The following is a 25,847-nucleotide window of genomic DNA, read 5'->3' as shown; positions in this document are numbered from 1 at the left end:
GTTCGTGCTGGCAGGCGAGGTCTAGCTGACCCAGCCGGTGTAGCGCTGCGCGCCGCGACGACCGCCGCTCGCCGGGGCGGGCGGCGCGGCCGGCTCCGACGGGTTCAACGCCGCGGACGCGGCGCGCACGAGCCACGCGTTGACCGAACGGCCTTGCGCGGCCGCCGCTTCCTCGACGCGTGTCTTGAGGTTTTCCGGAAGCCGGAAGTTGATCCGCGCGGTGGCTCCTTCGTCCTCTGTCAGCGGCGCCGCCGGAGGCTCCGGCGCGGCGGCCGCGACCGGCTGGGCCTGTTCGACCGCGGGCAGCGTGACGGCGAAGCTGGCTTCCCCGGCACGCAACCGGACCTCGACCGAACCCGGCGCGAGGTCACGGGTGATCTCGTCCGACGCGGCGGACAGCGCGTCCAGCAGCGCGAGACGAATGGCCGACGCGAGCGGCGCGGTCAGGCGTTCGGCGAGCGCGCTCGCCTCGGCTCCCCCAGCCTCGGCGGCGACGGCGAGTTCCCGGCGAACGTTGTCCACAAAGGGCGTCAAATCCATGATGCCATCATGGCACCAAGGTGGCGCCATTGCAAGGCCAACCTGGCGTCACATTGCGCCAAAGTGGCGTCACCGCAGGTCAGGGCCGAATTTGCCCCTTCGGCCAGTCTCAGTTGGCGGGGAAAGCAGGAGGCGGGCGAACGCGTTGCCGGGGCTGTTCGCGGCGGGCGAGAATCGCCACGCGCCGCACGAAAGGAAGCGACCCGCCATCAGAGTGTGGGGGTCACCCGAGGCGGGCCGCTACCCGGAGCCCACCGTACAAGAGCTCCGCCCGCTCATGCGGGCAGCGCTTTTTGTCCTTGCGGCTCTTGACAAATCGAAGATCCACAGTGGACAGAAGAGGGTATATGCGACCAGTCCGGGTGAGCGTCTGCGCACTGGACCCCATCACGAAGGCCGGGATGGCCGACCTCCTCGAGGCACGCGCGTCCGTGCAGGTGGTCGAGGGCCGGGCGCGGGACCAAACCGATGTCGTGGTCGCCGCGTTCGACCGGCTTTCCCCCGACGCGGTCACCGCGTTGCGTGCGGTCGCCGCCGAAATCGGCAGGCCGATCGTGCTGGTCACCGACCGGATCGAGGAAGGTGGCCTCGCGGCGGCGGTGGCATGCCGGGTGGTCGCCATCCTGCCGAGGTCGGCGATGACCGACTCCCGCGTGGCCGACAGCGTCCGGGCCGCCGCGTCGGGCTCCGTGTACCCGCCGCGGGATCTGCTCGGCAGGCTCACCGAACACGCGGAGCGGCTGCACCGGGAGATGCTCGCGCCCGAGGTACCCGCCGGGGTGGCGCTCTCCTCGCGGGAGATCGACGTCCTCCGCCTGATGGCCGACGGGTTCGACACACAGGAGATCGCCACCGAACTCGCCTATTCGGAGCGGACGGTGAAGAACGTCATCTACGCGGTCACCGACCGGCTGCGGCTGCGGAACCGGTCGCACGCGGTGGCCTACGCGATCCGGGAAGGGGTCATCTGAAAGCGCTCAGATGAGCCCCTCTCGCAGCGCGTACGCCACGACATGGGTGCGGTTGCGCAGGTTGAACCGGCTGAGCAGGCCGTGCAGGATGTTCTTCACCGTCCGGTCGGAGTAGGCCACCCGACGCGCGATCTCACCGGTGTCGAATCCTTCCGCGAGCAGGCGGAGCACTTCGGTCTCGCGGGGCGACAGACCGCTGAGCGTGAGCTCGCGGGGCTCGAGAACTTCCTTGTGCAGCCGCGAAATCCCCCGGAGCAGGCTGCCGAGCTGCTCGGCGGGCAGATCGCCGCGGCCGGCGTGGGCGTCGGCGACCGCGCGCAGCAGCCGCGCCGGCGTCGCCTCGGAGCGCGCGACGACGACGGCGAGCCCGCGTTCCACCGCGGCCCACAGTTCGGCCTGGTTGGGGTGATCGGCCACCAGCACCAGCCGCGCGGACCCGGCCGGGATACGCCGGGGGTCGTCGTCCGCGACCGCGACGAGGACGTCGGCCTGCCGCGGGTCGTCGCGCAGGCTGATGCCGGGCCCGTCGCCGAGCGCGCTGCGCAGTCCCGCCCGCACGAGCGGGTCGGCGGCGTGCACGGCGACCCGGATCTTCTCGGCCCGGAGCACCGGGCGCACGGGCGTCGTCATGATCGTCGACATGCCTTCCAGGTAACCGGCCCCCGAGAACGCCGGACAAGCGGAAGCAGGGGGCAGCTTTTCGTCGCCGGAAGCCTGCCGGTTGAATGGGCCGCGGTGGAGGCGAACGAGAAGCGGTCGGTGTTCGGCAAGCTCCTGCTCGAACACCGTCGGGCCGCGGGGTGGACGCAGGGGCGCCTGGCCGAGGCCTCCGGTATCAGCGTCCGTGCCCTGCGCGAACTGGAACGCGGCCGCGCGCGAGCCGCCCAGCAACGCTCCGCCGAGGTGCTGGCCGACGCGCTCGGCCTGACCGGCGGCGACCGGGAGTTCTTCCTCACCGTCGCCAAACAGGGACGTCGCCGGAATCCGGCGCTGGCCGCCCAGATCGCGGCGACCTGCGCGCTGCCCGCGCCGACCGCGGATCTGTCCGGCCGCGAAAGCGAGCTGGAGCAGCTGTCCGCGAGGGTCGCCGAAGGTGGCGGCGTGGTCGCGATCGTCGGGCAGGCCGGGGTCGGGAAGACCGCGCTCGCGGTGACCGCCGCGGATCTGTGGCGCGCGGAGTTCCCGGACGGGGGCTACGCGGTGGACCTGCGCGGGATGGACGAACGCCCGCTGAGCGCCGGGACCGCGCTCGACCGGCTGTTGCGCGCGCTGGACGTCGCGCCTGGGCAGGTGCCCGCCTCCGACGCCGAACGGTCGGCGTTGCTGCGGATGCTGCTCGAACGCCGCAAAGTCTTGCTGCTGCTCGACAACGCGGCCGACGAGGCGCAGCTCCGGCCGCTGCTGGTCACCGGGCCCGGTTCCCTCACCCTGATCACCTGCCGCAGGACGCTCGCCGGGCTCGAAGGCGCCCGGTGGCTCGCCCTCGAAGCGCTTTCGGACGACGGCGCGACCGGCCTGCTCGCCAAGATCGTCGGAGCCGACCGGGTGGCCGCGGAGCCCGCCGCGGCACGCGAACTCGCCGAGCTGTGCGGATATCTGCCGCTCGCGCTCCGGATCGCGGGCAACCGGCTCGCCACCCGGCGGCAATGGTCCCTGGCCCAGCTGGCCGACCGGCTGCGCGACGAAAGCACCCGCCTGCGCGCGCTCGCGGCGGGCGATCTGCGGCTGCGCTCGGCTTTCGACCTGTCCTATCGCGCGGTCTCGCCCGAGGCCCGGCGCCTGTTCCGGCTGCTGGCGACCGTGCCCGGCGCCGACTTCGGCCTCGAACTCGCGGTCGTCGTCTCCGGCGCGCCGCCCGCCGACGTCCGTGACCAGCTCGACGAACTCGTCGACGCCAGCCTCCTGCAGAGCACGGCGGAGCCGGAACGGCACCAGTTCCACGACCTGATCCGCCTGTTCGCCGAGGAACGGTTCGAGGCGGAGGAGGACCCGGCCGCGCGGGACACCGTGCTCGCCCATCTGCTCGGCAAGGCGGCGGAAGCGGCGAGGCTGTTCTACCCCGGGGCGCCGGAGAACGGCCGGTTCGGCTCACGGGAGGAAAGCGCCCGCTGGCTGGACGTCGAAGGCGGGAACTGGGTCGCCGCACACCGGATCGCGGCACGGAAGGGTCTCCACCGGGAGGTCCGGGACCTCGCCGTCGCACTGCACTGGTATTCCGACGGGCGGAGCGCCCAGCGGCCGTGGTGGGAGATCTTCTCGCTCGGCGCGGCCGCGGCGAACGCGCTCGGCGACGCCGGGGCCGAGGCGAAACTGCTCAACTTCGTCGGCTGGGCCGCCAGCGTCTGTCTCGGCGACGACGAGGGTGCCGTGGCGGCGCACCGCCGCGCGCTGGAAATCGCCGCCGGGATCGGCGACCGCGTCGAGCAGACCTGGGCGTCCATCTACCTCGGCCAGGTGCTGCGGCTGACCGGGAAGACCGACGAAGCGTTCGAGTTCGCGAAGCGCGGGTACGAACTGGCGGGCGAACTCCCGTTCTGGGACGGGCAAACCACGGCGCGGAATGTCTACGGGCGCGCGCTGCTCAACGCCGGACGGCACGCCGAAGCGCTCGCCGTGCACCGGGCCGTGCTTTCCGACGCCGAGCGGCTGGCCGCCGACACGTATCCCGCTTTCCACCGGCTGCTGAAGGCCTTGACCCTGCGCGCCATCGGCGACGTGCTCGGTGATCTCGCCGAATGGCGGGAGGCGGCGGGCCACTACCGCACCGGCCGCTGGCTCGCGTGGGAAGGCGGTTTCGACGCGCTGGAGGCGACCTGCGCCGTCCGTGAGGGGCGGGCCTGGCGGGAGGCCGGTGCCTTCGAGGAGGCCAGGGAGTGCCTCGCCATGGCCGTGGACCTCTCCGAGGGGCCGTCGTTCGGCGCGCTGCGCGAGCAGGCTTCGGCCGAACTTGCGCTCCTGCCCGCGGAGCGCCGACTAAGCTTCGGGCCGACAGAGCGGGAGGACCGATGACGGACGCGGACGGGAAGAGCCCGCGGGAGCGCTATCGCGACCAGGTGCGCGCGGAGATCAAGCAGCACGCGTGGGAGCAGATCGCCGCCGCCGGGGTGCCCGCGCTGTCCCTCAACGCGATCGCCAAACAGGTCGGGATGAGCGGTCCCGCCCTGTACCGGTACTTCGCCAGCCGCGACGACCTCATCACCGCGCTCATCCGCGACGCGTACCGGAGCCTCGCCGACACCGTCCGCGCGGCGTTCGACGGCGGCGCAGATCTGGCCGGGCTCGCCGTCACGATCCGGGACTGGGCCCGGAGCGACCCGCAGCGCTACTTCCTCATCTACGGCACGCCCGTCCCCGGCTACCACGCGCCCGAGGACACCACCGCCATCTCGAGCGAGGTCATGGCCGTGCTGCTCGAAGCGTGCCGCGCGATCACCGTGGACAAGCCGGAAACCCCGTTCGACAAGCATCTGGACGGCCATCGCGACTGGGCGGGCGACGACCCTGCCCCGTCCTCGACGCTGCACCGCGCGATCGCCTTCTGGACCCGCCTGCACGGCGTGCTCTCACTCGAACTCGCCGGCCATTTCACCGGGATGAAGTTCGACCCCGACCTGCTGATCGCGGACGAACTGGACGACCTCACGTCCCGGTGACCCGATCACCTTCGCAGTGAACCTTTCCCGCCTGCCGGGCGTCTTGCCCTGTGACGCCGCTGCCGACCGCGGTTGACATGCGACGTTGGAACGTTATAGCTTCTAAGTATCGCAATAGCTATTAACGCTGCGCTTCGGACGGGGACTTCGCATGATTCACGGGGAGAAGCTCAGCAGGAGGACCGATCGCGTCAGAGTCGCCGTGTACGCCCCGGATCCGCTGGCCGGGCTCGGCACGACGAGCATCCTCGGCGCCGACGAACGGCTGGACGTACTGTCCGGCACCGACCTCGGGTCCGCCGAGGTCGTCGTGACGGTCGGGGATTCGATCGGCGACGGCGTTTTCGCCTTCCTGCGCCAGGTCCGCGCCGCGTCGTCACTCGCGACGCCGCCGAGATGCGTGATCGTCACCGACCATTTCCCGGTCCAGGTGCTGATGACGGCGATCGAATGCGGGATGGCCGCGTTGCTGCCGCGGCGCGATCTCGACGGCGAGCAGCTGGCGCGGACGATCCTCGCGGTCAGCCAGGGCGCGGGCGCGCTGCCGCCGCGCCTGCAGGGCAGCCTGCTCTCCCAGCTCGAACGGATACAGGAAGACCTGCTGGCGCCCAACGGACTCGCGCTGTCCGGCCTGTCCGACCGGGAGCGAGAAGTACTCCGCCTGCTGGCCGACGGCCATGGCACGGAAGAGATCGCGGCCAAACTCGCCTATTCGGAGAGCACGGTGAAGAACGTCCTCCACCGGGTGATGTCGCGATACGGCCTGCACAACCGCACGCACGCCGTCGCCTTCGCCTTGCGCACCGGCTCGATCTGACTCGGTCCGAATGGACGGAAGAGAATCCGTTCCCGCTCAGCGAAGCCGGACGCGGGCCAGCAACCGGTCCACCAGCTCGGGAAGCGACTGCTCTTCCGGACCTTCCAGCCACAGGACGTTCCCCGTGCGCAACGTGGCCAGGAAGGTCGCCGCGGTGAGCCTGGCCAGCTCCTGATCGAGGCCGTGCCCCCTGGCGAGCAGCACCGCGATCAGGTCGCGTTCGAGGGCGAACTGGTCACCCGCCTGCCGGGCGAGCAGCGACGGGTGCCGCCGCAGCAGCCGTAGCTGCGCCACCCATTCGCGGTCGGGGACGGGGTGCGCCCGGTACAGCTCACGGGCGGCCGCTCGCAGCGCCTGCCAGGGCTTCTCGCCCGGCGGCCTGCCCTCGACCAGCGTCACCAGCAGGCCGGTGCGCTCGCGGTCGGCGTGCAGGATCGCGTCCTCTTTGTTCGCGAAGTAGTTCGAGAACGTCCGCCGGGACACGCCAACCGCGTCGGCGATGTCCTCGACGGTCACCCCGTCCAGCCCGTGCTCCATCGCCAGCCGGAGCGCGGCCTCGTGCAGCGATTGCCGCGTCGCCGCCTTCTTGCGGGTGCGCAGCGTGTCGAGGGCGTCCACCAGGACAGCGTAGCGAGGGGAATAAAGTTCTCACTGTGCAAGTTTGCACAATGAGCAACATTGCCGCTCGAAAGGACGCCATGAAGACCGAGGGAACGACGGCGGAGGCACCGTCAGGGGCGATGGGGCACCGCCAGGTGCTCGAATCGCTGTCCGGTCTGCTGCTCGCGCTGCTCGTGGCGATGATCAGCTCGACGGTCGTGTCGACCGCCCTGCCGTTGATCATCGGCTCGCTGAACGGCTCGCAGACGCAGTACACCTGGGTGGTCACGGCCACCCTGCTGGCGGCGACGGCCACCACCCCGATCTGGGGCAAACTCGCCGACCTGTTCAACAAGAAGACGCTGGTCCAGATCGCCATCGTGATCTTCGTGATCGGGTCGATGATCAGCGGATTCAGCCAGAACACCGGGCAGCTGATCGCCGCCCGCGCGTTCCAGGGCATCGGTGTCGGCGGTCTTCAGGCGCTGGTCCAGGTCGTGATCGCGGCGATCATCCCGCCGCGGGAACGCGGCCGCTACAACGGTTACCTCGGCGCGGTCATGGCGGTCGCCACCGTCGGCGGGCCGCTGCTCGGCGGCCTGATCGTGGACGTGCCGTGGCTCGGCTGGCGCTGGTGCTTCTTCGTCGGCGTGCCGATCGCGGTGGCGGCGTTCATCGTGCTGCAGCGGACCCTGAAGCTGGAGACCGTGCGCCGGGAAGGCGTCCAGGTGGACTACCTCGGCGCGGGCCTGATCGCGGCGGGCGTGAGCGTCCTGCTGATCTGGGTCTCGTTCGTCGGCAACAGCTTCGACTGGCTGTCGTGGCAGACGGCCGTGATGGTGGCGGGCGGCGCCGTGCTCCTCGCCTTCGCCGTGCTGGTGGAACGGAAGGTCCGCGAACCCGTCGTCCCGCTGCACATCATCACCCAGCGCACCCCGGCGCTGGCGATCATCGCGAGCCTCGCGGTCGGGATGGCGATGTTCGGCGGCGCGGTGTTCCTCGGCCAGTACTTCCAGGTCGGCCGCGGCTACTCCCCCACCGAAGCCGGACTGCTGACCATCCCGCTGATGGGCGGCGTGCTCGTCTCCTCGACCGTGTCCGGGCGCCTGATCAGCCGCACCGGACGGATGAAGCCGTACATCGTGGCGGGCACGATCACCCTGGTGATCGGTTTCCTCGGGCTGGGCACCGTCGACCACGCCTCACCGCTGTGGCTGGTCGGTGTCGCGATGGCGATCGTCGGCGTCGGTGTCGGCATGACGATGCAGAACCTCGTTCTCGCGGTGCAGAACACCGTGCCGCTGCGGGATCTGGGCGCGGCCAGCGCTTCGGTCACGTTCTTCCGGTCGCTCGGCGGCACCATCGGCGTCTCGGTGCTGGGCGCGGTGCTCGCGAACCGGGTCACCGCCGACCTCTCCACCGCGCTGCACGTGCCGGCGGGCCAGGCGTCGACGGGCAGCGTCAGCGCGCTGAACCTCAAGGCGCTGCCGCCGGAGGTCCAGACGATCGTGCACACCGTGTACGGCGACGCGACCGCGCACATCTTCCTGATCTCCGCGGCGGTGGGCGTCGTGGGCGTGATCGCGGCGCTGCTGCTCAAGCCGCTCACCCTGCGCACCACCCTCGACGTGGAGACGCCGTCGGAAGCACCGGTCGCGCGATGAACGAGAACGCCGCCGGGGCCTTCGAGTCCACTGTGGAGCGTTTCGGCCCGCCCCGGCACCATCCGGGGCGGGCCATCCTGGCCGGGGTCGACGGCTCGGACACGGCGATGCGGGCGGCCGCCTTCGCCTTCGGCATGGCACGACGCGAGGGCGGCAGGCTGATCGTCGCCTTCGTCTGCCGTCCGGCGCTCGGTCCCGCGGTCGCGGCGACGATGGAACACGACACGGCGGTGCAGCTCTACACGGAGATCCGCGAGCAGATCCGCGAGGCCGCCGAAGAACTGGACGTGCCGGTCAGCTTCCTGAAGACCTACGGCGATCCGTACACCGTGCTCCGCGACACCGCCGACCGCGGCAAGGTCGACACCGTCGTGGTCGGCGCCTCACAGCAGGCCGGTCACCGGTTCGCGGGGTCGGTCGCGACCAAGCTCATCAGGGCCGGGCACTGGCCGGTGCTGGTCGTTCCCTGACGACCGGCCGCCGAGGAACGACACGACCCCGACCGCGGCGACTCACTTGGATACGACGTCCGGCCGGCGCACGGATGGCGGGTTCGCGTGACCAGACGGACGACACGCGTGATTGGAGGGACGACACGCGTGATCGGGCGGACGACACGCGGCGAAACCCCGGCCACGCTCGTGTCGTCCATCCAGACACGTGTGTCGTCCCAGACACGTGTGTCGTCCGCCCGATCACGGGAAATCGCCGGTGCTGAACCTCGTGAGTGGTAAGGGCGGGGGTCAGCGGCCGCAGAGCGCGTGGTCGATCACCGGGTCCAGCGGGTTCCCCGGCGGCGGTTCGGAACCGGGGTTGAGCGGCGTGAGCGTGTTCAGCGAGACCATCACGCTGCGCTTGCCGTCCTCGGTCACCCCGTTGCCCGTCAGGTAGCCGGGCAGCGCGCCGCCGTGGCCCCAGTAGTCACCGCAGGAAGCGGTCGACTTCACCAGGCCGAGCCCGTACGCGCCGAGCCCCGGGGCGGGCACGGTCTTCTTCATTTCAGCCAGCATGGACGGCGGGAGCACCTTGCCACCCAGTAGCGCCCGCAGGAACTTGTTGCCGTCCTCGGTGGTGCTGTTGATCGACCCGTCCGCTCCCCCGCCCATCGACGGATTCATCAGCGTCACGTCCACCCGCCGTCCGAGCCGCGGCGGATTCGAGCCCTCGACGACGAACCGGTCGTACCCTCGCGCGTGCGGTGCCGGGATGAACGGCGACGTATACGGCAGGGTGGTCTCGCGCAGGTCCAGCGGGCGGACGATCCGGTCGATGATCTCCTGTCGCCAGTCCCGCCCGGTCACCTTCTCGGTCACCATCCCGGCGAGGACGTAGTTGGTGTTGGAGTAGCCCCAGCTCGTCCCCGGCGCGAACTCCGGCGGCTTTCCGACCGCCAGCTTCACCGCCTCGGACGCGCTCAGCTCGTCGAACCGGTGCCGCAGGAAACCCTTCTCGGTGAACATGTCCAGTTCCGCCATGTAGTCGTGCAGCCCGCTGGTGTGCTGCAGCAGCTGCCGGACGGTGATGGCCTTGCCGTCGTTGCCGTTCCCGCTCACCACCCCCGGAAGCCACCGGTCCACGGTGTCCTCCAAGGAAAGCCGTCCCTCGCCGACGAGCTGGAGCATCGTCGCGGACAGGAACGTTTTGCTGAAACTCGCGATCCGGAAATGACCGTTCCACGGCACCGGGGTCCGGGTCCGCAGATCGCCGTGGCCGCTGCGCACCTTGACGCCGCCCTTCGCCGTGCTGACCTCCATGAGCACGCCGGGCGACCCGTTCGCGACGAGCGTGTCGGCATCGCGCTGCAGTGTCCGCTGCAGCGATGGCGCCGCGGACGCGACGGCCGGGGTGACGAGCGTTGCCGCGCAAAGCACGGCCATGACGACTGAAGTGCGTTTCATACCGGCAAAACTACGAAGGCACGGGCACACCGGGCATCGGCTTGGAGGACGACACCGCCTCCCTCCCTGGTACTAACGGAGCACAGGGTCCTCTCAGGGTTTCAGGTCCATCCGGAGGAATTCGGTGAGGCGGAGCAGTTTCGGCGGACGGGTCACGCCGTCGGGGAATTCGTCCGCCCCGACGAGCCGCGGGCGGGTGAGGTCCACTTCCCGTCCGCCGATCCGGAGCCGCGCTTCCCCCGCGGTCAGGATGTTGCGCACCCAGTCCGCCTCCGGGCCGTACACCGGGACGAACAGGTAGCCGCCATCGACGGGATGCGCGTCGAGCGGCGTGTGGCGGGTCTTTCCGGAACTGCGGCCGACGTGGATCAGCACCGGATACTTCCCTCCGGCGATCGCCCGGGGGTTGAACACCCGCTTGTTGATGTGGCCCCACCATCTCGGCATCGGCATCGGTCTCTCCTCTCGATGGCCTTACACCCGTAAGGCTGTCTTACACCTGTAAGGTTGTCAACGTGCCGCCTCGCCGATCACTCACCAGGGACCGCGTACTGAAAGCCGCGATCGAAGTCGCCGATCGCGGTGGCGTGGAGGCGATGACGATGCGCCGGGTCGCGCAGCACCTCGGCGTGGAGGCCATGTCGCTCTACCACCACGTGCCGAACAAGGACGCGATCCTCGACGGCGTCGTCGACGCGGTGTTCGCGGCGATCGAGCTGCCGGACCCCGGCGCCGTCGATTGGCGCGAGGCGATCCGCGCGCGGGCTTCGTCCGCGCGCGCGGTCCTTTCGCGGCACAGCTGGGCGCTGGGCCTCATGGACTCCCGGCGGAATCCGGGGCCGGCGACGTTACGCCACCACGACGCCGTCCTCGGTGTCCTTCGGCGGGCGGGATTCACGGTCCCCATGGCGGTGCACGCCGTCTCGCTCATCGACAGCTACATCGGCGGATTCGTGCTCCAGGAGTCGAACCTCCCGCTGAGCGAAGACGTCCCGGAGGTCGCGGGCGACATCCTGGACGGCCTGCCGCGGGACGAGTTCCCGCATCTGGCCGAGGTGATCACCGAGCACGCCCGGCGGCCGGGTTACGACCACACGAAGGAATTCGCCTACGGCCTCGACCTCATCCTGGAAGGGCTCGAAGCCCGCAGGAAATGAGTCAGCGGGTCACTCCCGGCAGCACGAGGGCCAGCCGCGCCACCGGCGGCAGCGGCGACCGGTCCGGCACGGCCCGGAAGGCCTGGATCGCGAGCGCGGCGAACCGGCGGGACGCCGCCACCTGCGCGGCCGCCGAAGCGGCCTGGATCCCGTTGTTGGCCATGAGCATGAGGATCAGGTCGTCGAGGACGAAATCGGGGCGCAGCTTCCCGGTGTCCTTGGCCCGGCCCGCCAGTTCGGCTATCGCCTTGAGCGCGTAGTCGCGATCCGCGGTGAAGTCCACCGCCTTGGGGAAGGCGGAGACGAAGGCCGCCGTGAAGCCCCGGTCGCGGGAATGCAGCTCGCAGATCCTCTCGATCACGGAACAGAAGCCGCGCCACGGATCCGGATCCGCGAGCCCTTCGTCGACGACGGCGTGGCAGGTGCGCATCTGCTCGGCGAACGCCTCCGTCGCCAGGATCTCCTTGGTCGGGAAGTGGCGGTACAGCGTGGCGGGGCCGACTCCCGCGCGGCGCGCGACCTCCCGCAGCGGCACGTTCAGGCCCTCGGTGGCGAACAGCGCGCGAGCCGCTTCGAGGATGCGTTCCCGGTTGTCCACGGCGTCGGAGCGCGGGATCCGAGGCAAATGATCGGTCACCGCTCTCAGTTTAGCCAAAACGGACGGGGGCGTCCGTTAACGTCCGCCGGACCAGTGATCGACGACCAGGAGACGAAATGCGCGCAGTCGAGATCCGGACGTTCGGCGCCCCCGAGGGCCTTGCCGTGATCGACGTCCCCTCCCCCGTTCCCGCCGAGGGAGAAGTGCTGATCGACGTGGAAGCGATCGGTGTCGGCGGGGTCGACACCGTGATCCGCAGCGGCGCTCTCGCCGGCCTCGGCGGCTTCCAGGAGGGATTCATCCCCGGCAACGAGGTGGCCGGAACCGTCAGGGCGGTCGGCGGCGGCGTCGATCCGGCCTTGGCCGGGCGGCGGGTCTGGACGTTCACCGGCGAGGGCGGCGGCTACGTCGAACAGGTGGCCGTCCCGGCGGACAGGATCCTCCCGTTTCCCGGCGACCTGCCCGCCACCGACGCGGTGGCCATCGGGACCTCCGGCATGGTGGCCCATTTCGCGCTCGCCCACGCCCATTTCGCGCCGGGCGAATCGGTGCTCGTGCGCGGGGCTGCGGGCAGTATCGGGATCATGACGGTGCAGCTCGCGGCGCGCGGTGGCGCGAGCGCGGTGGCGGTCACGACGTCCTCGGCCGAACGCGGCGAGCGCCTGCGCGAACTGGGAGCGACCCACGTCCTCGACCGGTCCGGCGAGGGGGACGGGCCGTCGGGGTACGACGTCATCATCGACATCGTGTCCGGTGTGGACATGCCGTCCTTCTTCGACCGCCTGAATCCGAACGGCCGCATGGTCCTCGTCGGCGTGGTCGCGGGCATGCCCCCGGCGGATTTCGGCGCGAAGCTGATGGCGACCTTTCGGAAGTCCTTGTCGTTCGCGGCCTTCAGCGCGGACTCGATCCCCGAGCCGGATCGGCGGGCGGTGAACGCGGAGCACTTCGGCGCGACGGTGCGCGGTGAGCTGCGTCCGGTGGTGCACGAGGTGCTGCCGCTGGAGAAAGCCGTTCTGGCGCACCGGAAGATGGACGACGGCGAAGTGTTCGGCCGGATCGTGCTGACGCCGTAGCCAGGTCCATTGTGGAGTGCCGCGTCACCCGGTCAGTGCAAGTTTCCCCATCGCGTGCGCCGTCGCACTAGGCTGCCCACTCGTGCCCGATCCGATGCCCGAGGGACCCGGCTTCACGGCGGTCGGCCTGCGGCCGCTCACCGGCGGCGAGGGCACCGGCGCCTACGGCGTGAACGACGCCGGGGTGATCGTGGGCGAGTCGGGGTCACGGCCGGCGCGCTGGGATCGCGACGGGCATCCCACGCCGCTGTCTCTCCTCGACGGTTGCTCCGGCGGACGCGCGGTCGGCGTCAACGCTTCGGGCGTCATCGCGGGTTCGCTCCTCGCCCGCGAGTACCTCCGGCCCGTGTGCTGGCGGCCCGACGGCCGCGTACACGCGCTCGAACTCCCGGCCGGGGCGCTCTCCGGCACGGCGTGCCGGGTGAACGCGCGCGGGTCGATCCTGGGGAACGCGATGTGGCCGGGCCACCGCTGGCGGGCGCTGCGCTGGGCACCGGACGGCGAGGTCGTCGAACTCGCCGCCCTGCCAGGGGACGGCGAGACACAGGGGCAGGACCTGAACGGGCTGGACGAGGTCGTCGGATCGGCCAGGAACGGCTCGGGCGTCCGCACCGCGGTGCGCTGGACGCCGTCGGGGAAGATCAGCACCCTGCCCCCGCCCCGCCGCACGACGGCGTGCGGGATCACCGACGCCGGCGCCATCCTCGGCGACGGTGTCGTGTGGCACCGCGACGGAGGCACCGTCCTGCTGACCGGTGAACCGGAGTTCTCCGCGGGGCAGGTCGTCCGGATCACCGGGCGGGGTGTCGCGATCGGCTGGGGCCTGACGCCGGACCGGCGCGGCGTCGGCGCGCGCTGGGATCGCGACGGACGGCCCACCGTGCTCCGGCCCCTGCCTTCGGACACCGCCAGTACGTGTTTCGACGTCGACGAGGCCGGGACCGTCGTCGGCGAGTCCGTGCGCGGGGGAATGGTGCGGCCGGTGCGCTGGGACGCGGACGCGACGCCCCTCCCGCTCCCGTCACCCGCCGGTATCACGGCGATCGTGGCCCAGCACATCAACGCGACCGGCACCGTCGTCATCGGCTACGGCTTCGCGGCGGACAGCTCCGCCTACCGCGGGATCGCCTGGCGCCGTTCGTGAAACCGCCCGGTCAGGCCGTCGCGCGGCCGATCGCGCGGCGCATCGCCTCGTCGAGCGGAGTGCCGAGGCGGAGGGCCGTCCGCCCGGCCGCGAAGACCGCCCCGGTGGCGGCACCGACCAGCGCCGCGGCGTCGACCTCGTCGATCTCGCCCGCACAGGATCGGCACAGCGCGGCCGAAAGCCGCTCCTGAGCGTCGAAGGCGCGCTGCAGCATCGTCGCGCGCAACGACGGCACCGACGTGATGAGGTCCAGCCGGATCCGCTCGGGCTCGGCCGCCGGATCGCGGAGCCCCGCTCCGGCCTCGGCGAGCATCCCGAACATCGCGCGCCGCAGAAGCCCGGCGGGGGTCTCTCCCACTTCGCGCGCGGCGAGCACGTCCAGGCCCACGCGCAGGATCTGTTCGCCGTCGTCGGTGAGAAGGAGGTCTTCCTTCGTCGCGAAGTGGTTGAAGAACGTCGCGGCGGACACCTCGGCGGCCGCGGCGATCTCGGCGGTGGTCGTCCGGTCGTAGCCCTGCCGTTCGAAAAGCCGGTACGCCGTCTCGATCAACACCTTCCGGGTGCGCCATTTCTTCCGTTCCCGCAAACCCACCGGCTCGGTCATGAGGTCAGCATACTGGATCGGCACCAAAATTAGAGCTACTCTATTTTTAGAGTCGATCTACCCAAGGAGGCCCCATGATCCTCGACGCGTTCCTCGACCGGCTGGAGTACCGCGAGCCCGTCCGGCCGGATCCGGCCACGCTCCGGAACCTGCACCGGGCATGGCGGTTGCGCGTGCCCTACGAGAACCTCGACCTCCAGCTCGGCAGGACGCTCCTGCTCGACCAGGAGGCCCTGCTCGACAAGTTCACGCGCCGCGGCCGGGGCGGGCTCTGCTACGAGATGAACGGCGCGCTCGCCCTTCTCCTGCGGGCGGCGGGATTCGAGGTGACCGTCGTGGAGGGCGCCGTCCTGCGCTCGACCCGCGGCGAAGGCCAATGGGGCAACCACATCGCCCTGCTGGTCGACGTCGACGGGGAGACCTGGCTCGCCGACACCGGGATCGGCGACGCGTTCCTCGAACCCCTCCCGGTACGAGAAGGCACGTACTGGCAAGGGGAACTGCCCTTCCGGATCGAGCGTCTCGACGACGGAACCTGGCGGATGCATCACCATCCCGGTGGCACGGTCGGCTCCTGCGACTACCGCACCGAGCCCCGCGAGGTCACCGAATTCGCCGATCGGGCCGAGATCAGGTCCCCGGACTCCCCGTTCGCCAAGGTGCTGGTGGCACAACATCACCGTGACGGCCGCGAGCTGGCTCTCCGGGCGCGCACGCTCAAACGCGGCGACGGCGACCGCCGCACCCTGACTTCTCTCGACGAGTTCGCCGCGACGCTGCGCGAGTTCCGCATCCCGGTGGAGGACATCGGCACCGGCGAACTGGCGGCCCTCTGGGCGAAGACCGAAGAGCAGCACGAGTCCTGGCTGTCCATGCGGGCGAAGTAGATCTACGGGATTGAATCCGCCCGTCCGGGGTATGTCCTGACCATGGAAGTCGACGCCGTGGTGATCGGATCGGGGCCGAACGGCCTGGTCGCGGCCAATCTCCTGGCCGACGCCGGCTGGGAGACGCTGGTCATCGAGGCCACGGCCGAGCCCGGGGGCGCGGTACGGACCAAGGAGCTCACCGCGCCGGGTTTCCGCAACGACGTCTACAGCGCCTTCTACCCGCTCGGCGCGGCGTCGCCGGTGCTCGCCGGGCTGGAACTCGAGGGATACGGCCTGCGGTGGAGGCACGCGCCGGCGGTGCTGGCGCATGTGCTGCCCGACGACCGGTACGTCCTGCAGTCCCGCGATCTCGACCGCACGGCCCGTTCCGTGGCGGAGTTCGACGCGCGGGACGCGGACAACCTGCGGGCCGAGCACGCGAGCTGGCAGCGTCTGCGCGAGCCGCTGCTGGACGCGATCGTGCGCCCCTTTCCGCCGGTGCGGTCGGGGGCGCGGCTGTTCAAGACACTCGGCACGGCGGAATCGCTCCGGCTGGCGAGGATGCTGACCCTGACCGCCCGCGGCCTCGGCAAGGAGAAGTTCGACGGCGAGGGCGCCCGTCTGCTGCTGGCGGGCAACGCCATGCACACCGACCTCGGCCCGGACCAGGCCGGGAGCGGCGTCTTCGGCTGGCTGCTGACCATGCTCGGCCAGGACGTCGGATTCCCGGTGCCGGAAGGCGGGGCGGGTTGTCTGACCGACGCGCTGGTGAACCGCCTGTCCGCCAAGGGCGGCGAGGTCGTCTGTGGCACGCCGGTCACCGAAGTCACGCTCTCGGATGGCCGGGCGGTGGGTGTGCGGGACGCGGACGGACGACCGGTTCGTGCCCGCAAGGCCGTGCTCGCCGATGTCCCCGCTCCGGTGCTCTACCGGGATCTGGTCGGCGCCGCGCACCTTCCCGCGCGGCTGGTGTCCGATCTGGACCGGTTCGTGTGGGACGACGCCACGATCAAAGTGGACTGGGCGCTGTCCTCGCCCATTCCGTGGAGCGCCACCGAAGTCGGCGAAGCGGGCACCGTCCACATCGGAGCGGACCTCGACGGCCTCGCCGGGATCGCCAACGATCTCGCTTGCGGAAGGGTGCCCCTTGATCCGTTCCTGCTGCTCGGGCAGATGACCACCGCGGATCCGACCCGCTCCCCCGCCGGGACCGAATCGGCCTGGGCCTACACGCATGTGCCGAGGGGCGAACCCTGGTCCGCTTCCCGGTTGCGCCGCCACGCGGACCTGATGGAAGAGGTCATCGAGAAGCACGCGCCCGGTTTCCGCGGCCTGATCGCGGGCCGCGCGATCGCCGGGCCCGCCGAACTCGAGGAAGGGAACCACAGCCTGGTGGAAGGTTCGATCAACGCCGGGACCGCGGCCATCCAGCAGCAGCTCTTCTTCCGTCCCGTCCCCGGTCTCGGCCGGGCGGACACGCCGATCGACCGGCTCTTCCTGGCGTCCGCGTCGGCGCATCCCGGCGGCGCGGTGCACGGCGCGCCCGGCTCGAACGCCGCCAGGGCGGCCCTCGCCAGGGACGGCTGGGCCGGTTCCGTCTATCGCGCGACGGTGCGTGCCGCGCACCGCGCCGTCTACCGATGAGGACTCGCGGATGAAGATCGTCGTCACCGGAGCGAGCGGGAATATCGGGACCGCGTTGCTCCGGGCACTGGCCGGAGACGGTCACGACGTGCTCGGAGTGGCACGCCGCCACCCCGACACGACCGTCGCGCCCTACTCGTCGGCCCGCTGGGTCCAGCAGGACATCGGGGCGAACGACGCCTGGCCGGGGCTGACCGAGATCTTCGGCGGCGCCGACGCCGTGGTGCATCTCGCGTGGGCGATTCATCCGCGCGCCGACGATCCTGCCATGCGCCGGACCAACCTGGCGGGCAGCGCGAACGTCCTGCGCGCGGCCGCCGACGCCGGTGTGAAGCACATCGTGTGCGCGTCGTCGGTCGCCGCCTACACCCCGGCGGACCGCTGGGCCGAGGTGGACGAGGAGTGGCCCTGCGGCGGTCTCCCCGAAAGCGCCTACAGCGCGGGTAAAGCGGCTTTCGAGTCCAAATTGGACGAATTCTGCCGTGATCACCCCGAGATCGGGGTGGCGCGGATCCGTCCGTGCGGTGTCGTGCAGCCGGACGCCGCGGCCGAGTTCTCGGGGTGGTTGCTCAGCCCGCTGGCGCCGCCGTTACCGCTCGGCGGCAAATGGCTGCCGGTGCCGTTGTGGCCGGGGCTGCGGATGCAGGTCGTGCACTCCGACGATGTGGCACAGGCGATCCGGGCGATCCTCGACCGCCGCGCGACCGGTGCGTTCAACCTCGCCGGCGAACCCGTCCTCGACAGCCGCGACCTCGCCGGACTGGCGGGCGGGTTCCGGATTCCCGTACCGCTGCGGCTGCTGACCGGGCTGGCCTGGCCGAGCTGGCGGCTCGGCCTGCAACCACTGCATCCGTCCTGGCTGCGGCTCGCCGATCGGGCGTCCCTTGTGGACACCCGGCGCGCGCGGGAGGAACTCGGCTGGCGGCCCCGCCACGACGCGGCGGCCACGATCAAGGAACTGCTCGCCGCCATCCGCGCCGGCAGACGGGGAGACAGCCACCCCCTCGACCCGCCGCGCGACCGGATCCGGCTCGGGCGGCCGAGCCACCAGGATCAAACCGGCGGTTGAGCGGCTTCGCGGCCCTTGGCGAGATCCGCGAGACGTCGCAGGGATTCGCGGTTCCGCGGCACCAGGAAAAGCGCCTGCGCGGCCTCCGGCAGCAGACGTCCCGGCCCGCGGGTCGCCTGCTCGGACATCAGGATCTCCGTGGTCGCCGCCGCGGTTTCCCGCAGCTCCAACCGGATCCGCGCGGTGCCGAACGGCCAGGCGCGCGCGTCGAGTTCGAGCAGCCTCGGCGGGTCGGCGACGTGCACCTTGGTGACGTCGTCGAGCAGGAGGGGCCATGACCCCACACAGTGGTGGATCCGCGTCCCCCGCGCCGGCCAGCCCGCGTCGACGTCACGGATGTGGGATGCCCCCACGACCCACGCCGCGTACGTCCAGCCGTCCGCGAGCACCTCGAAAATGCGCTCGAGAGAAGCGTCTACCGTCATCTTCACGTCGACCATGAACCCATCCGCCCTGGATACCCGGCCGGCTCGTTCCGGCTCGCCTCACCGAGCCGGATACCCCGCGGCGGCAAGGGCAAACCCGGCGGGTTCAGTCGCGCCAACGGTTGTTGAGGAAGGCGTCGTCCTCGTCGTCCGCCGGTGCCGGGCGGGCGCGGGGAGCGCGCCGGGGCGTGTCCCGCCCCGGGCGGGCAGGCGGCTCCGAAGCGAACGGAGCCGCCATGTCCACGGGCTCGTCTTCGAACGGCGACGCCGCCCCCGGCTGCGCGTGCGACCGATCGGTGCTCCAGCCCGACTTCGTCTTGCGCTGCCCCAGCTCCCGCCGGTGCTCGACGTACCGCTGGGCGGTCGCGACCTGTTTGGTCATGAACTCCTGCGAGCTCGCCTTGATGTCGTCGGCCCGCTTGTCCCGCAGCGCCCGGCGCTCCGACTGCTCGCGGACCAGGCCGTCCAGGGTCGCCTTCATGGCGGCGGTGTCATCGGCGCTCATCTGTTCTCCCCTGCCCCGGCTCACCGCTTGCGGGTGACCGACTGATCCTCGTCGTCCAGCAGCGAACCGGTGATCCGGCCGGTGGGTTCGTTGATCTGGTCGAACACCTCGCCCTCGATCCGGTACGCGCGGTTGGTCCGTTCCTGGTCTCCGCCCTGGCCGCCCGCTCCGCCGGCACCCATGCCCATCGGCGGCATCGCACCACCGCCGAACGACTGACTCGCCGGGCTGCCCATCGGAGCGGACGGGGCGCCCGCGGCCACGGGCTGTGGCTGCTGTGTCCCACCGCCGCCGGTGTGCACGCCTTCGCTGAGCGATTGGCCCGTCGCGGGGCTCGCGGTCTCGAAGGGCATCGACGGGGCACTACCGCCACCGCCTCCGAAACCACCACCGCCACCGCCTCCGATGTCACCGGCGCGGATCCCGTCGGGGACGGTTCCGCCACCACCGTGGTGCGGGGTGAACTCCGGTTTGGAGTCGGGCTGCGCCGTCCCGGTGACGGGGGTCGCCGGATGTGCCGCCTTGTCCGTGGAGGGCTTGTCGGTGGAGGGCTTGTCCTCGCCGAGGGTGTACGTCGTCGGCTTGCCGGTGCCGTCGTCGACGGTGACGACCGTCGGCCCGGAGGGACCGTCGGGCCGTTCGGCGGTGATCTTCACATCGCCGTCCTGGATGTGGATCTTGCCGTCCGGACCGGGACGGTGGACACCGTCCTTGTCCGGCTTCCCGTCGTCCTGGCCTGGGGTCGAGCTCAGCTTGGACTCGTCGCCGTCGCCGGTCCAGTCGAGCTTGAAGTCCTTGGCGGGCCCGGAACCGTCCCCGACCTTGATCTCCATCTCGCCGTCTTTGTCCGGCTCGGTCATCTCGAAGGTGGTGTCGCCCTGCTTGACCTTGAGGGTCTCGCGTTCGCCGTCCTCGGCCTTGCCGCCGTCCTCACCGGGCTTGTCACCGGTCAGCTTGTCTTCGCCGGAAAGCTCGTCGTCGAGCTTGTCCAAGGCGTCCGACGCCTTCTTCTTCGCCTCGTCGGCGGACTTCTCGCCGTCCTTCGAGTCGCCGTCCTTGCCTTCGGTGTCGCCCATGCCGCCGGGGGCGTCGCCCAGCTTGTTCAGCGCGTCGGAAGCCTGCTTCTTCGCCTCCTCACCGGCCTTCTCGGCCGCCGCCTTGGCTTCGGCCGCGGCGTCGGTGTTTCCACCTCCACCGGGGCTCGAACCGCCCGGCCCGGAGCCGCCGGAACCACCGAGGTCGGCACCGGCCGGACCGTCGCCCAGCTTGCCCAGCGCCTCGGACGCCTGCTTCTTCGCGTTCTCGGCCGCCGCGGCGGCCTGCTTCTTCGCCTCTTCGGCCGCGGCCTTCTGCTCATCGCCGTTCGACGGCGGCGGGGTCACGCCCGAGGGCGACGTCTGATCCTTGTTCGCGTCCGGACCGCCGCCGGAGCCGCCCGGAGACCCGGAGCCGCTCTCGGGAATCTTCACGTCCGGGACCGGCGGGGGTTTGACGTCGCCCGTCGGACCGGTACCGCTCCCGCCGGGACCGGAACCACCGCCACCGGGGCCGCTGCCGGAGCCGCCCTCGGGGCCGCCGCCGCCCGGACCGCCGCCGGTGCCGCCGGTGAAGTCCGGTCCCTGACCGGCGCCTGGTCCGCCGCCCGTGCCACCGGTGAAGTCCGGGCCCTTGCCCGAACCGCCCGTTCCGCCGCCGCCAGGGCCGCCACCCGGTCCGCCGGTTCCCGAGCCTTCAGGACCACCACCGGGGCCACCGCCCGGTCCGCCCTGGCCACCGGTGAAGTCCGGACCCTGACCGCCTGGCCCGCCTCCCGTGCCGCCGGGACCGCCACCCGTGCCACCAGGGCCGCCGCCCGTGCCACCGGCGCCACCGGCGCCCGCGCCTTCGAACTCGTTCTTGACCTTGCCCATGACCTTGTCGAGCTCGTCGTAGGCCTGGTTGACGAAATCCTTGGTTTCCTTGCATGACTTGGCGAATCCCTCGTAGATGATGGTCCACATCTCGGGGATGAACTGGTTCTGGATCCACTGCTTGGCGAGGTTCTGGCCCGCCTTCTTGAACTCGTCGTCGTCGCAGCAGCCGTCGTTGTTCAGCTGCTGGACCAGGTTGGAGCCGAAGTTGACGTCCATCCAGCCCGCGATCGCGCCGAGGTCCTCCTTGCCGCTCTTCTCGCCGGCGGCGATGGCGATGACCTTCTGCGCCATCGTGAAGTCCGCCTTGCCGACGATCTCCTTGTAGAGATCGACGACCGTGTCGGCCTTGCCCTTGCACAGCTTGAAGACCGTGGCGGTGGTGTGCAGCGTGGCTTCGCTCGCGTTGTCGAGGGTCTGCGAGAGTTTCTTGGCCTTGGGGAGGATCTTCTCGTTGTAGTTGGCCGACGAGGCGTCGGCGGCCTTCCCGGTCCAGGTCCCGTAGAGCGTGGTCAGCTGGGAACCGGTGTCCTCGATGGCCTTCTCGACGGTCTTCGCACCGGTCTTGAAGTGGGCGGCGTCGTCGACGAAGTTCTTGAAGCTGATCCCGCGCTGCTCGTCGAACGGCTTCTTGATGTCCTTCTCGAAATCGAGCGCGCGAGAAGCTCCACGGCAGTCTTCCGGGACCTTCGCCAGCAGCGAGCCGAAGGTCTGGAAGACCTTGAGCGCGGGCGCGGCGGCGTCGAAGATCTCGTCCGACGTCTTGGTCCCGGCGCCCTCGGCGGTGGGTTCCTTCACGCCGTCGAGCTTCTTGTTGCCTTCGTCGACGGCCTTCGTCTCTTCGTTCTGGTTGAAGCTGGCCTGATCTCCGGCCTTCTTCGCCTCGTCGTAGACCTTGCCGACGTCGTCCGACGCCAGGAACGGGATGGCGTTGTAGGACGCCGCGTACTTCTCGGCTTCCTCGCGCTTGCGCTTGATGTCCTCCGGCTCCTGGTCCGCCGACCACGGCGGGGGCGCCGGATGCGTCCGCATCCACGAGCCGATGAGCTTGGTCTTCTGCTCGGCGGGAACGGCCGGGTCGTCGAGGACGGCCTTGACGTCGGTCCAGGTGGTTTCGGTGGCCACTAGCGCATCCCCGTCTCGGTGATCTTGTTCTTCTGCTCGTCCTCGTTGGTGCCGTAGGCGGTGGCGGCGGTACCGAGGTTCGTGCCGAACGAGCCGAGCGTGGTGCTGTACCCCTGGACCGACGCCCACAACGCCGCCACGCCGTCGGTGTACTTCTTCGCGTGGTCGCCGTGCGCCTGGCCGAAGCCCGCCGCGTTCACCGGAGTGTTCGACAGATCCGGATTGTCTTCGAGCAGCTGTTCCGTCAGCTTTCCGATGTTCTTCGACGCCGATGAAAGCGCATCGGTCGCCGCGGTGAAGCCCCCGCTCATTCTTTTCAGCGCCTTTCGTCGGATCCGTCGGCCTTGACGCCGAGTGCCTCTGCGAGCACCTCGGCCACCGACCCGATGTCGGTGAACCGGTCCAGCTGGTCCAGATCGATTCTCACGTCGTGGTAGATCTCCAGCGCCGACAGGAGTTTTATCCGTCCCTTGGAGTCGATACCCAGCTCTTCGAGCGGCGCGTCGGACTCGATTTCGGCGGGATCAAGCCGAAAAGTCTCACTGACGACCTTCACGACCTCCGCGCGGTGATCACCCACGAGGCCGACTATAACGCGCCCTCGCCGCGGCTCGCGCGACCTTGCCACTGGAAGTGCGCGGAAGGTCACCGGAGGGAACCAGACGTACCGATCGCAGCGTCAAATCATGTTCCCTGGAAACGGCGCGCAATACCACTCTCGTCACTTCTTTGACATCCGCCTCGGCGTTTTTTGCCCATTCGGCTACCAACATCGCCCCTTCTCCCCTTTCGTCCGTGACACCGAATGCGGCGACGCGGTCGCGGCGGATCGCCGGATGCGCCTCACCCGCCACCGCCTCGATGTCCTGCGGGTGGAAGTTGCGGCCGTCGATGACGATGAGGTCCTTGAGCCTGCCGGTGATGTAGAGGTCGCCGCGGTGGAACACGCCGAGGTCACCGGTGCGCAACCAGCCGGCGACGCCGTCGAGTTCGCCGTCGAACGCGGCGGCGTCGCCACGGCCCCAGTACCCCGCCGCGACGTTCGGCCCGTGGATCCAGATCTCCCCGGCGATGCCGTCGGGCTGCGCCACCCCGTCCCGGACGATCCGGACCCGCTGGCCGAGCGGCCGGCCGACCGAGACGAGTTCCTGACCTTTCGCCACCTCGATCGCCCGGCCCTGCGCGAGGGCTTCGCGGTCGAACACCGCGCTACGCGGCCCTTCCGCGTCCGCGCTCGCGACGTACACGGTGGCCTCGGCCAGGCCGTAGGACGGACGGTGGGCCTCGGCACGGAATCCGTGCGGTCCGAACGTCTCCAGGAAGCGCGCGACCGTGTCCGGCCGCACCGGCTCGGCGCCGTTCAGCGCGATCCGGACGTCGGAGAGGTCGAGGTCGTCCCCCGCTTCTCCGGCCGCTTCGACGGCCAGGTCGAACGCGAAATTCGGCGCGGCGGTGAACACGGCCGGGTGATCGGCGAGCTGACGCAGCCAGCGCACCGGACGGTGCACGAATTCGGCGGGCGACATGAACACCGATCGCGCCCCCGCGTGGACCGGCAGGCACAGCAGCTGGATCAGGCCCATGTCGTGGAAGAACGGGATCCAGCCGGCGCACGTCGTGCCCTCGTCGACGGCGTAGGCCCGGCTCGCCTGCCAGCAGGCGGCGGCCACCGCCCGGTGCGAGATCACGGCACCGGCGGGTTCGCGGGTCGACCCGGACGTGTACTGCAGATACGCGGGACTTTCCGGCGCGACGGGGAGCGGATCGGCCCCCGGCCCGGACAGTTCGTCGACCACGATCAGGTGGTCCGGCGTGCCCGCTTCGCGGACCTTCGCGGCCGCGGCCGAGGAGGTCAGCCAAACCCGTGCGCCGCTGTCGTCCAGCACACCGGTGAGCCTGGCTCGCTGGGATGGGCTGCCGGGTGCCATCAACGGCACGGCGATGAGCCCGGCGGCGAGCGCACCGAAGAACGCCAAGGGGTAATTCAAGTCCTGGCCGGTGAGCACGGCCGCACGATCACCCGGCCGTGCGACCTGGCGCAGTGTGCCCGCGACCAGTCGCACGCGCGAGACGAACTCCGTCCAGGTGACCGTGCTGTCCACACCGGCGCTGTGGTCCTGGTGCGTGAACAGTGGGCGCGGGTCGGCTTCACGAGCGAACAACCGCTCCACGATCGAGGTGCGCAGCACCTGCTCCGGCACATCCTCCGGCGACGCGGTCATATCCGGCAACGTACTGGAACCCCGGCGAGGGCGCTCGGACGGCCCGGGCGGCCATCCGTCCTAAGTAGACAATGGATGGTCCGGTCCGCCGGAATTCGCTCTTGTGAATTCCGGACAGAAGACCGGACAATCCTCGCCCTTTCGTGGACCCGGGCCGCACACTCGGCGGGCAGTGTGTTTCTTTCCCCCGGCCTTGGAGGACTAGACCATGCGTCGAAGAATCGCCCTGGCAGTCGGTGGCGCCGCCGTCCTGACCGCGAGTCTCACATCCGCCGCTTTCGCTCCCGTCGCACAGGCTTCCCCCGGATTGATCGCCGCCATGCAGCGGGACCTGGGGCTCACCGCCGCGCAGGCCTCCGCCAGGCTCACCCAGGAGATGACCGCGTCGCGGGTGCTGCCCGCCGCCCAGCAGGCCGCCGGTGCGGCGTTCGGCGGCGCCTGGTTCGATCCGGCGCGCGGCAAACTCGTCGTCGGGGTGACCGACCCCGCCGCCGCTCCCGCCGTCCGGCAGGCAGGCGCCGAACCCACCGCGGCCGCGATCAGCGCGGCCCGGCTCGACGCGGCCAAGGCCGAAATCGACAGGTCGGTCGAGACCGAGCCCGCCCCCGCCGCCGTCAGCGGCTGGCGCGCCGACCCGCGCAGCGGCAGCGTCGTGGTCGCGGTGCGGCCGGGCGCGCACGGTTCCGACGTCGACGACTTCCTGGCCAGGGCGAGGAAATCCGGTCCGGTCACGGTGGTCACCGCCCCCAAGGCCGAACCGTTCGCGGCGGGTACCGTCGGCGGCGACCCGTACTACATCAACGGGAACACCCGCTGCTCCATCGGTTTCTCCGTCCACGGCGGTTTCGTCAGCGCGGGCCACTGCGGCGGCACCGGCAGTTCCGTCGTCGGCTGGGACGGCTCGGCGATGGGCAACTTCGCCGGTTCTTCCTTCCCCGGCAACGACTACGCCTTCATCCGGATCGGCAACGGCTGGTGGACCGCGCCGGTCGTCCTCGGCTGGGGCACCGTCAGCGACGCGCTCGTCCGCGGCTCGTGGGTCGCGCCGGTCGGCACCTCGGTGTGCCGGTCCGGTTCGACGACGCACTGGCACTGCGGCACCGTGCTGGGGCACAACGAGACGGTCAACTACTCGCAGGGCGCGGTGCACCAGATGACCCGCACCAACGTCTGCGCCGAACCCGGCGACTCCGGCGGCTCCTTCATCACCGGTGACCAGGCGCAGGGAGTCACTTCCGGCGGCTGGGGCAACTGCGGTTCCGGCGGGGAGACCTGGTTCCAGCCGGTGAACGAGATCCTGCAGAACTACGGTTTGTCGCTCGTCACCGCTTGATGCGCGTGAGGGCCCCCTTCCTT

Annotated in this window: 26 protein-coding genes; 13 read left to right on the top strand and 13 right to left on the bottom strand. The window is 70.6% G+C overall.

Translation table 11 applies throughout. The features are described from left to right. Window positions 1–21: 21 nt before the first annotated feature. On the bottom strand, window positions 22–540 hold the full coding sequence (locus tag ACXIZN_RS06255; RefSeq protein ID WP_457953034.1) for an Arc family DNA-binding protein: 519 nt from the start codon (window positions 538–540) through the stop codon (window positions 22–24). 401 nt (window positions 541–941) lie between these two features. Here ACXIZN_RS06255 and ACXIZN_RS06250 point away from each other — a divergent pair, with 401 nt between their 5' ends. Continuing rightward, window positions 942–1,511 (top strand): response regulator transcription factor, encoded by a 570-nt coding sequence (locus ACXIZN_RS06250; protein ID WP_457960460.1) that lies wholly within the window; start codon window positions 942–944, stop codon window positions 1,509–1,511. Window positions 1,512–1,517: 6 nt separating this feature from the next. Here the strand turns inward: ACXIZN_RS06250 and ACXIZN_RS06245 are convergent, their stop codons facing one another. Beyond that, window positions 1,518–2,153, bottom strand: a complete 636-nt coding sequence (locus ACXIZN_RS06245; RefSeq protein ID WP_457953033.1) for a LuxR C-terminal-related transcriptional regulator — start codon at window positions 2,151–2,153, stop codon at window positions 1,518–1,520. Window positions 2,154–2,246: 93 nt separating this feature from the next. Here ACXIZN_RS06245 and ACXIZN_RS06240 point away from each other — a divergent pair, with 93 nt between their 5' ends. The 3 genes from ACXIZN_RS06240 to ACXIZN_RS06230 all read left to right on the top strand — a co-directional run bounded on the left by ACXIZN_RS06240 (window position 2,247) and on the right by ACXIZN_RS06230 (window position 5,981). Then, window positions 2,247–4,520 carry an ATP-binding protein gene (locus ACXIZN_RS06240; protein WP_457953032.1) on the top strand — a complete coding sequence of 758 codons (2,274 nt, stop codon included), beginning with the start codon at window positions 2,247–2,249 and terminating at the stop codon, window positions 4,518–4,520. Further along, entirely contained in the window at window positions 4,517–5,164 is a 648-nt protein-coding gene (locus ACXIZN_RS06235; RefSeq protein WP_457953031.1) for a TetR/AcrR family transcriptional regulator, read from the top strand. Before ACXIZN_RS06240 ends, ACXIZN_RS06235 begins: the two co-directional genes overlap by 4 nt. Before the next feature lie 151 nt (window positions 5,165–5,315). Continuing rightward, window positions 5,316–5,981 (top strand): helix-turn-helix transcriptional regulator, encoded by a 666-nt coding sequence (locus ACXIZN_RS06230; protein WP_457953030.1) that lies wholly within the window; start codon window positions 5,316–5,318, stop codon window positions 5,979–5,981. A gap of 36 nt (window positions 5,982–6,017) precedes the next feature. Here ACXIZN_RS06230 and ACXIZN_RS06225 read toward each other — a convergent pair whose 3' ends face one another. Further along, window positions 6,018–6,599, bottom strand: coding sequence for a TetR/AcrR family transcriptional regulator (locus ACXIZN_RS06225; RefSeq protein ID WP_457953029.1), 582 nt, complete (start codon window positions 6,597–6,599; stop codon window positions 6,018–6,020). Window positions 6,600–6,679: 80 nt separating this feature from the next. Here ACXIZN_RS06225 and ACXIZN_RS06220 point away from each other — a divergent pair, with 80 nt between their 5' ends. Then, a complete protein-coding gene (locus ACXIZN_RS06220) occupies window positions 6,680–8,245 on the top strand; it encodes an MDR family MFS transporter (RefSeq protein WP_457953028.1) in 1,566 nt (521 codons plus the stop codon). After that, window positions 8,242–8,715: a universal stress protein gene (locus ACXIZN_RS06215; RefSeq protein ID WP_457953027.1), complete on the top strand. Its 474-nt coding sequence runs from the start codon at window positions 8,242–8,244 to the stop codon at window positions 8,713–8,715. Before ACXIZN_RS06220 ends, ACXIZN_RS06215 begins: the two co-directional genes overlap by 4 nt. 273 nt (window positions 8,716–8,988) lie before the next feature. Here ACXIZN_RS06215 and ACXIZN_RS06210 read toward each other — a convergent pair whose 3' ends face one another. Both ACXIZN_RS06210 and ACXIZN_RS06205 read right to left on the bottom strand, forming a co-directional pair. After that, window positions 8,989–10,143: a serine hydrolase domain-containing protein gene (locus ACXIZN_RS06210; RefSeq protein WP_457953026.1), complete on the bottom strand. Its 1,155-nt coding sequence runs from the start codon at window positions 10,141–10,143 to the stop codon at window positions 8,989–8,991. 93 nt (window positions 10,144–10,236) lie between these two features. Further along, window positions 10,237–10,596 (bottom strand): nitroreductase family deazaflavin-dependent oxidoreductase, encoded by a 360-nt coding sequence (locus tag ACXIZN_RS06205; protein ID WP_457953025.1) that lies wholly within the window; start codon window positions 10,594–10,596, stop codon window positions 10,237–10,239. A 62-nt stretch (window positions 10,597–10,658) separates the two neighbouring features. Here ACXIZN_RS06205 and ACXIZN_RS06200 point away from each other — a divergent pair, with 62 nt between their 5' ends. Beyond that, complete coding sequence (locus tag ACXIZN_RS06200; protein ID WP_257485671.1) at window positions 10,659–11,300, top strand: TetR/AcrR family transcriptional regulator; 642 nt, start codon at window positions 10,659–10,661, stop codon at window positions 11,298–11,300. A gap of 1 nt (window position 11,301) precedes the next feature. Here the strand turns inward: ACXIZN_RS06200 and ACXIZN_RS06195 are convergent, their stop codons facing one another. Further along, a complete protein-coding gene (locus ACXIZN_RS06195; RefSeq protein ID WP_457953024.1) occupies window positions 11,302–11,937 on the bottom strand; it encodes a TetR/AcrR family transcriptional regulator in 636 nt (211 codons plus the stop codon). A gap of 77 nt (window positions 11,938–12,014) precedes the next feature. Here ACXIZN_RS06195 and ACXIZN_RS06190 point away from each other — a divergent pair, with 77 nt between their 5' ends. Next, window positions 12,015–12,974 (top strand): zinc-dependent alcohol dehydrogenase family protein, encoded by a 960-nt coding sequence (locus ACXIZN_RS06190; protein ID WP_457953023.1) that lies wholly within the window; start codon window positions 12,015–12,017, stop codon window positions 12,972–12,974. A gap of 82 nt (window positions 12,975–13,056) precedes the next feature. After that, entirely contained in the window at window positions 13,057–14,118 is a 1,062-nt protein-coding gene (locus ACXIZN_RS06185; RefSeq protein WP_457953022.1) for a hypothetical protein, read from the top strand. Between the two features lie 10 nt (window positions 14,119–14,128). On the opposite strand, the gene ACXIZN_RS06180 is transcribed toward ACXIZN_RS06185, so the two are convergent. Then, window positions 14,129–14,722 carry a TetR family transcriptional regulator gene (locus tag ACXIZN_RS06180; RefSeq protein ID WP_457953021.1) on the bottom strand — a complete coding sequence of 198 codons (594 nt, stop codon included), beginning with the start codon at window positions 14,720–14,722 and terminating at the stop codon, window positions 14,129–14,131. Window positions 14,723–14,796: 74 nt separating this feature from the next. Here ACXIZN_RS06180 and ACXIZN_RS06175 point away from each other — a divergent pair, with 74 nt between their 5' ends. Genes ACXIZN_RS06175 through ACXIZN_RS06165 form a run of 3 tightly spaced genes read left to right on the top strand, consistent with a single transcriptional unit; the run spans window position 14,797 to window position 18,304 of the window. Further along, complete coding sequence (locus ACXIZN_RS06175; RefSeq protein WP_457953020.1) at window positions 14,797–15,609, top strand: arylamine N-acetyltransferase family protein; 813 nt, start codon at window positions 14,797–14,799, stop codon at window positions 15,607–15,609. A gap of 42 nt (window positions 15,610–15,651) precedes the next feature. Then, window positions 15,652–17,235 carry a phytoene desaturase family protein gene (locus tag ACXIZN_RS06170; RefSeq protein WP_457953019.1) on the top strand — a complete coding sequence of 528 codons (1,584 nt, stop codon included), beginning with the start codon at window positions 15,652–15,654 and terminating at the stop codon, window positions 17,233–17,235. A 10-nt stretch (window positions 17,236–17,245) separates the two neighbouring features. Then, on the top strand, window positions 17,246–18,304 hold the full coding sequence (locus tag ACXIZN_RS06165) for an NAD-dependent epimerase/dehydratase family protein (protein ID WP_457953018.1): 1,059 nt from the start codon (window positions 17,246–17,248) through the stop codon (window positions 18,302–18,304). On the opposite strand, the gene ACXIZN_RS06160 is transcribed toward ACXIZN_RS06165, so the two are convergent. From ACXIZN_RS06160 to ACXIZN_RS06135, 6 genes are all read right to left on the bottom strand, one after another. Further along, window positions 18,289–18,744, bottom strand: a complete 456-nt coding sequence (locus tag ACXIZN_RS06160; protein WP_457953017.1) for an SRPBCC family protein — start codon at window positions 18,742–18,744, stop codon at window positions 18,289–18,291. The genes ACXIZN_RS06165 and ACXIZN_RS06160 overlap by 16 nt on opposite strands. 91 nt (window positions 18,745–18,835) lie before the next feature. Continuing rightward, complete coding sequence (locus ACXIZN_RS06155; RefSeq protein ID WP_457953016.1) at window positions 18,836–19,234, bottom strand: hypothetical protein; 399 nt, start codon at window positions 19,232–19,234, stop codon at window positions 18,836–18,838. A 20-nt stretch (window positions 19,235–19,254) separates the two neighbouring features. Further along, window positions 19,255–22,269 (bottom strand): WXG100 family type VII secretion target, encoded by a 3,015-nt coding sequence (locus tag ACXIZN_RS06150; RefSeq protein ID WP_457953015.1) that lies wholly within the window; start codon window positions 22,267–22,269, stop codon window positions 19,255–19,257. Then, a complete protein-coding gene (locus ACXIZN_RS06145; protein ID WP_126737057.1) occupies window positions 22,269–22,580 on the bottom strand; it encodes a hypothetical protein in 312 nt (103 codons plus the stop codon). Before ACXIZN_RS06145 ends, ACXIZN_RS06150 begins: the two co-directional genes overlap by 1 nt. 5 nt (window positions 22,581–22,585) lie before the next feature. Then, the gene (locus tag ACXIZN_RS06140; protein ID WP_457953014.1) at window positions 22,586–22,849 is read right to left on the bottom strand and encodes an acyl carrier protein; all 264 of its coding nucleotides are present in this window, start codon (window positions 22,847–22,849) and stop codon (window positions 22,586–22,588) included. Continuing rightward, on the bottom strand, window positions 22,842–24,491 hold the full coding sequence (locus ACXIZN_RS06135; protein WP_457953013.1) for a fatty acyl-AMP ligase: 1,650 nt from the start codon (window positions 24,489–24,491) through the stop codon (window positions 22,842–22,844). Before ACXIZN_RS06135 ends, ACXIZN_RS06140 begins: the two co-directional genes overlap by 8 nt. Before the next feature lie 208 nt (window positions 24,492–24,699). On the opposite strand from ACXIZN_RS06135, the gene ACXIZN_RS06130 reads away from it, so the two are divergent. Beyond that, a complete protein-coding gene (locus tag ACXIZN_RS06130) occupies window positions 24,700–25,824 on the top strand; it encodes a S1 family peptidase (protein WP_457953012.1) in 1,125 nt (374 codons plus the stop codon). Window positions 25,825–25,847 lie beyond the last annotated feature (23 nt).

Source organism: Amycolatopsis sp. TRM77291 (genome assembly GCF_054166285.1).
This window is presented reverse-complemented; position numbering and strand designations above follow the sequence as displayed.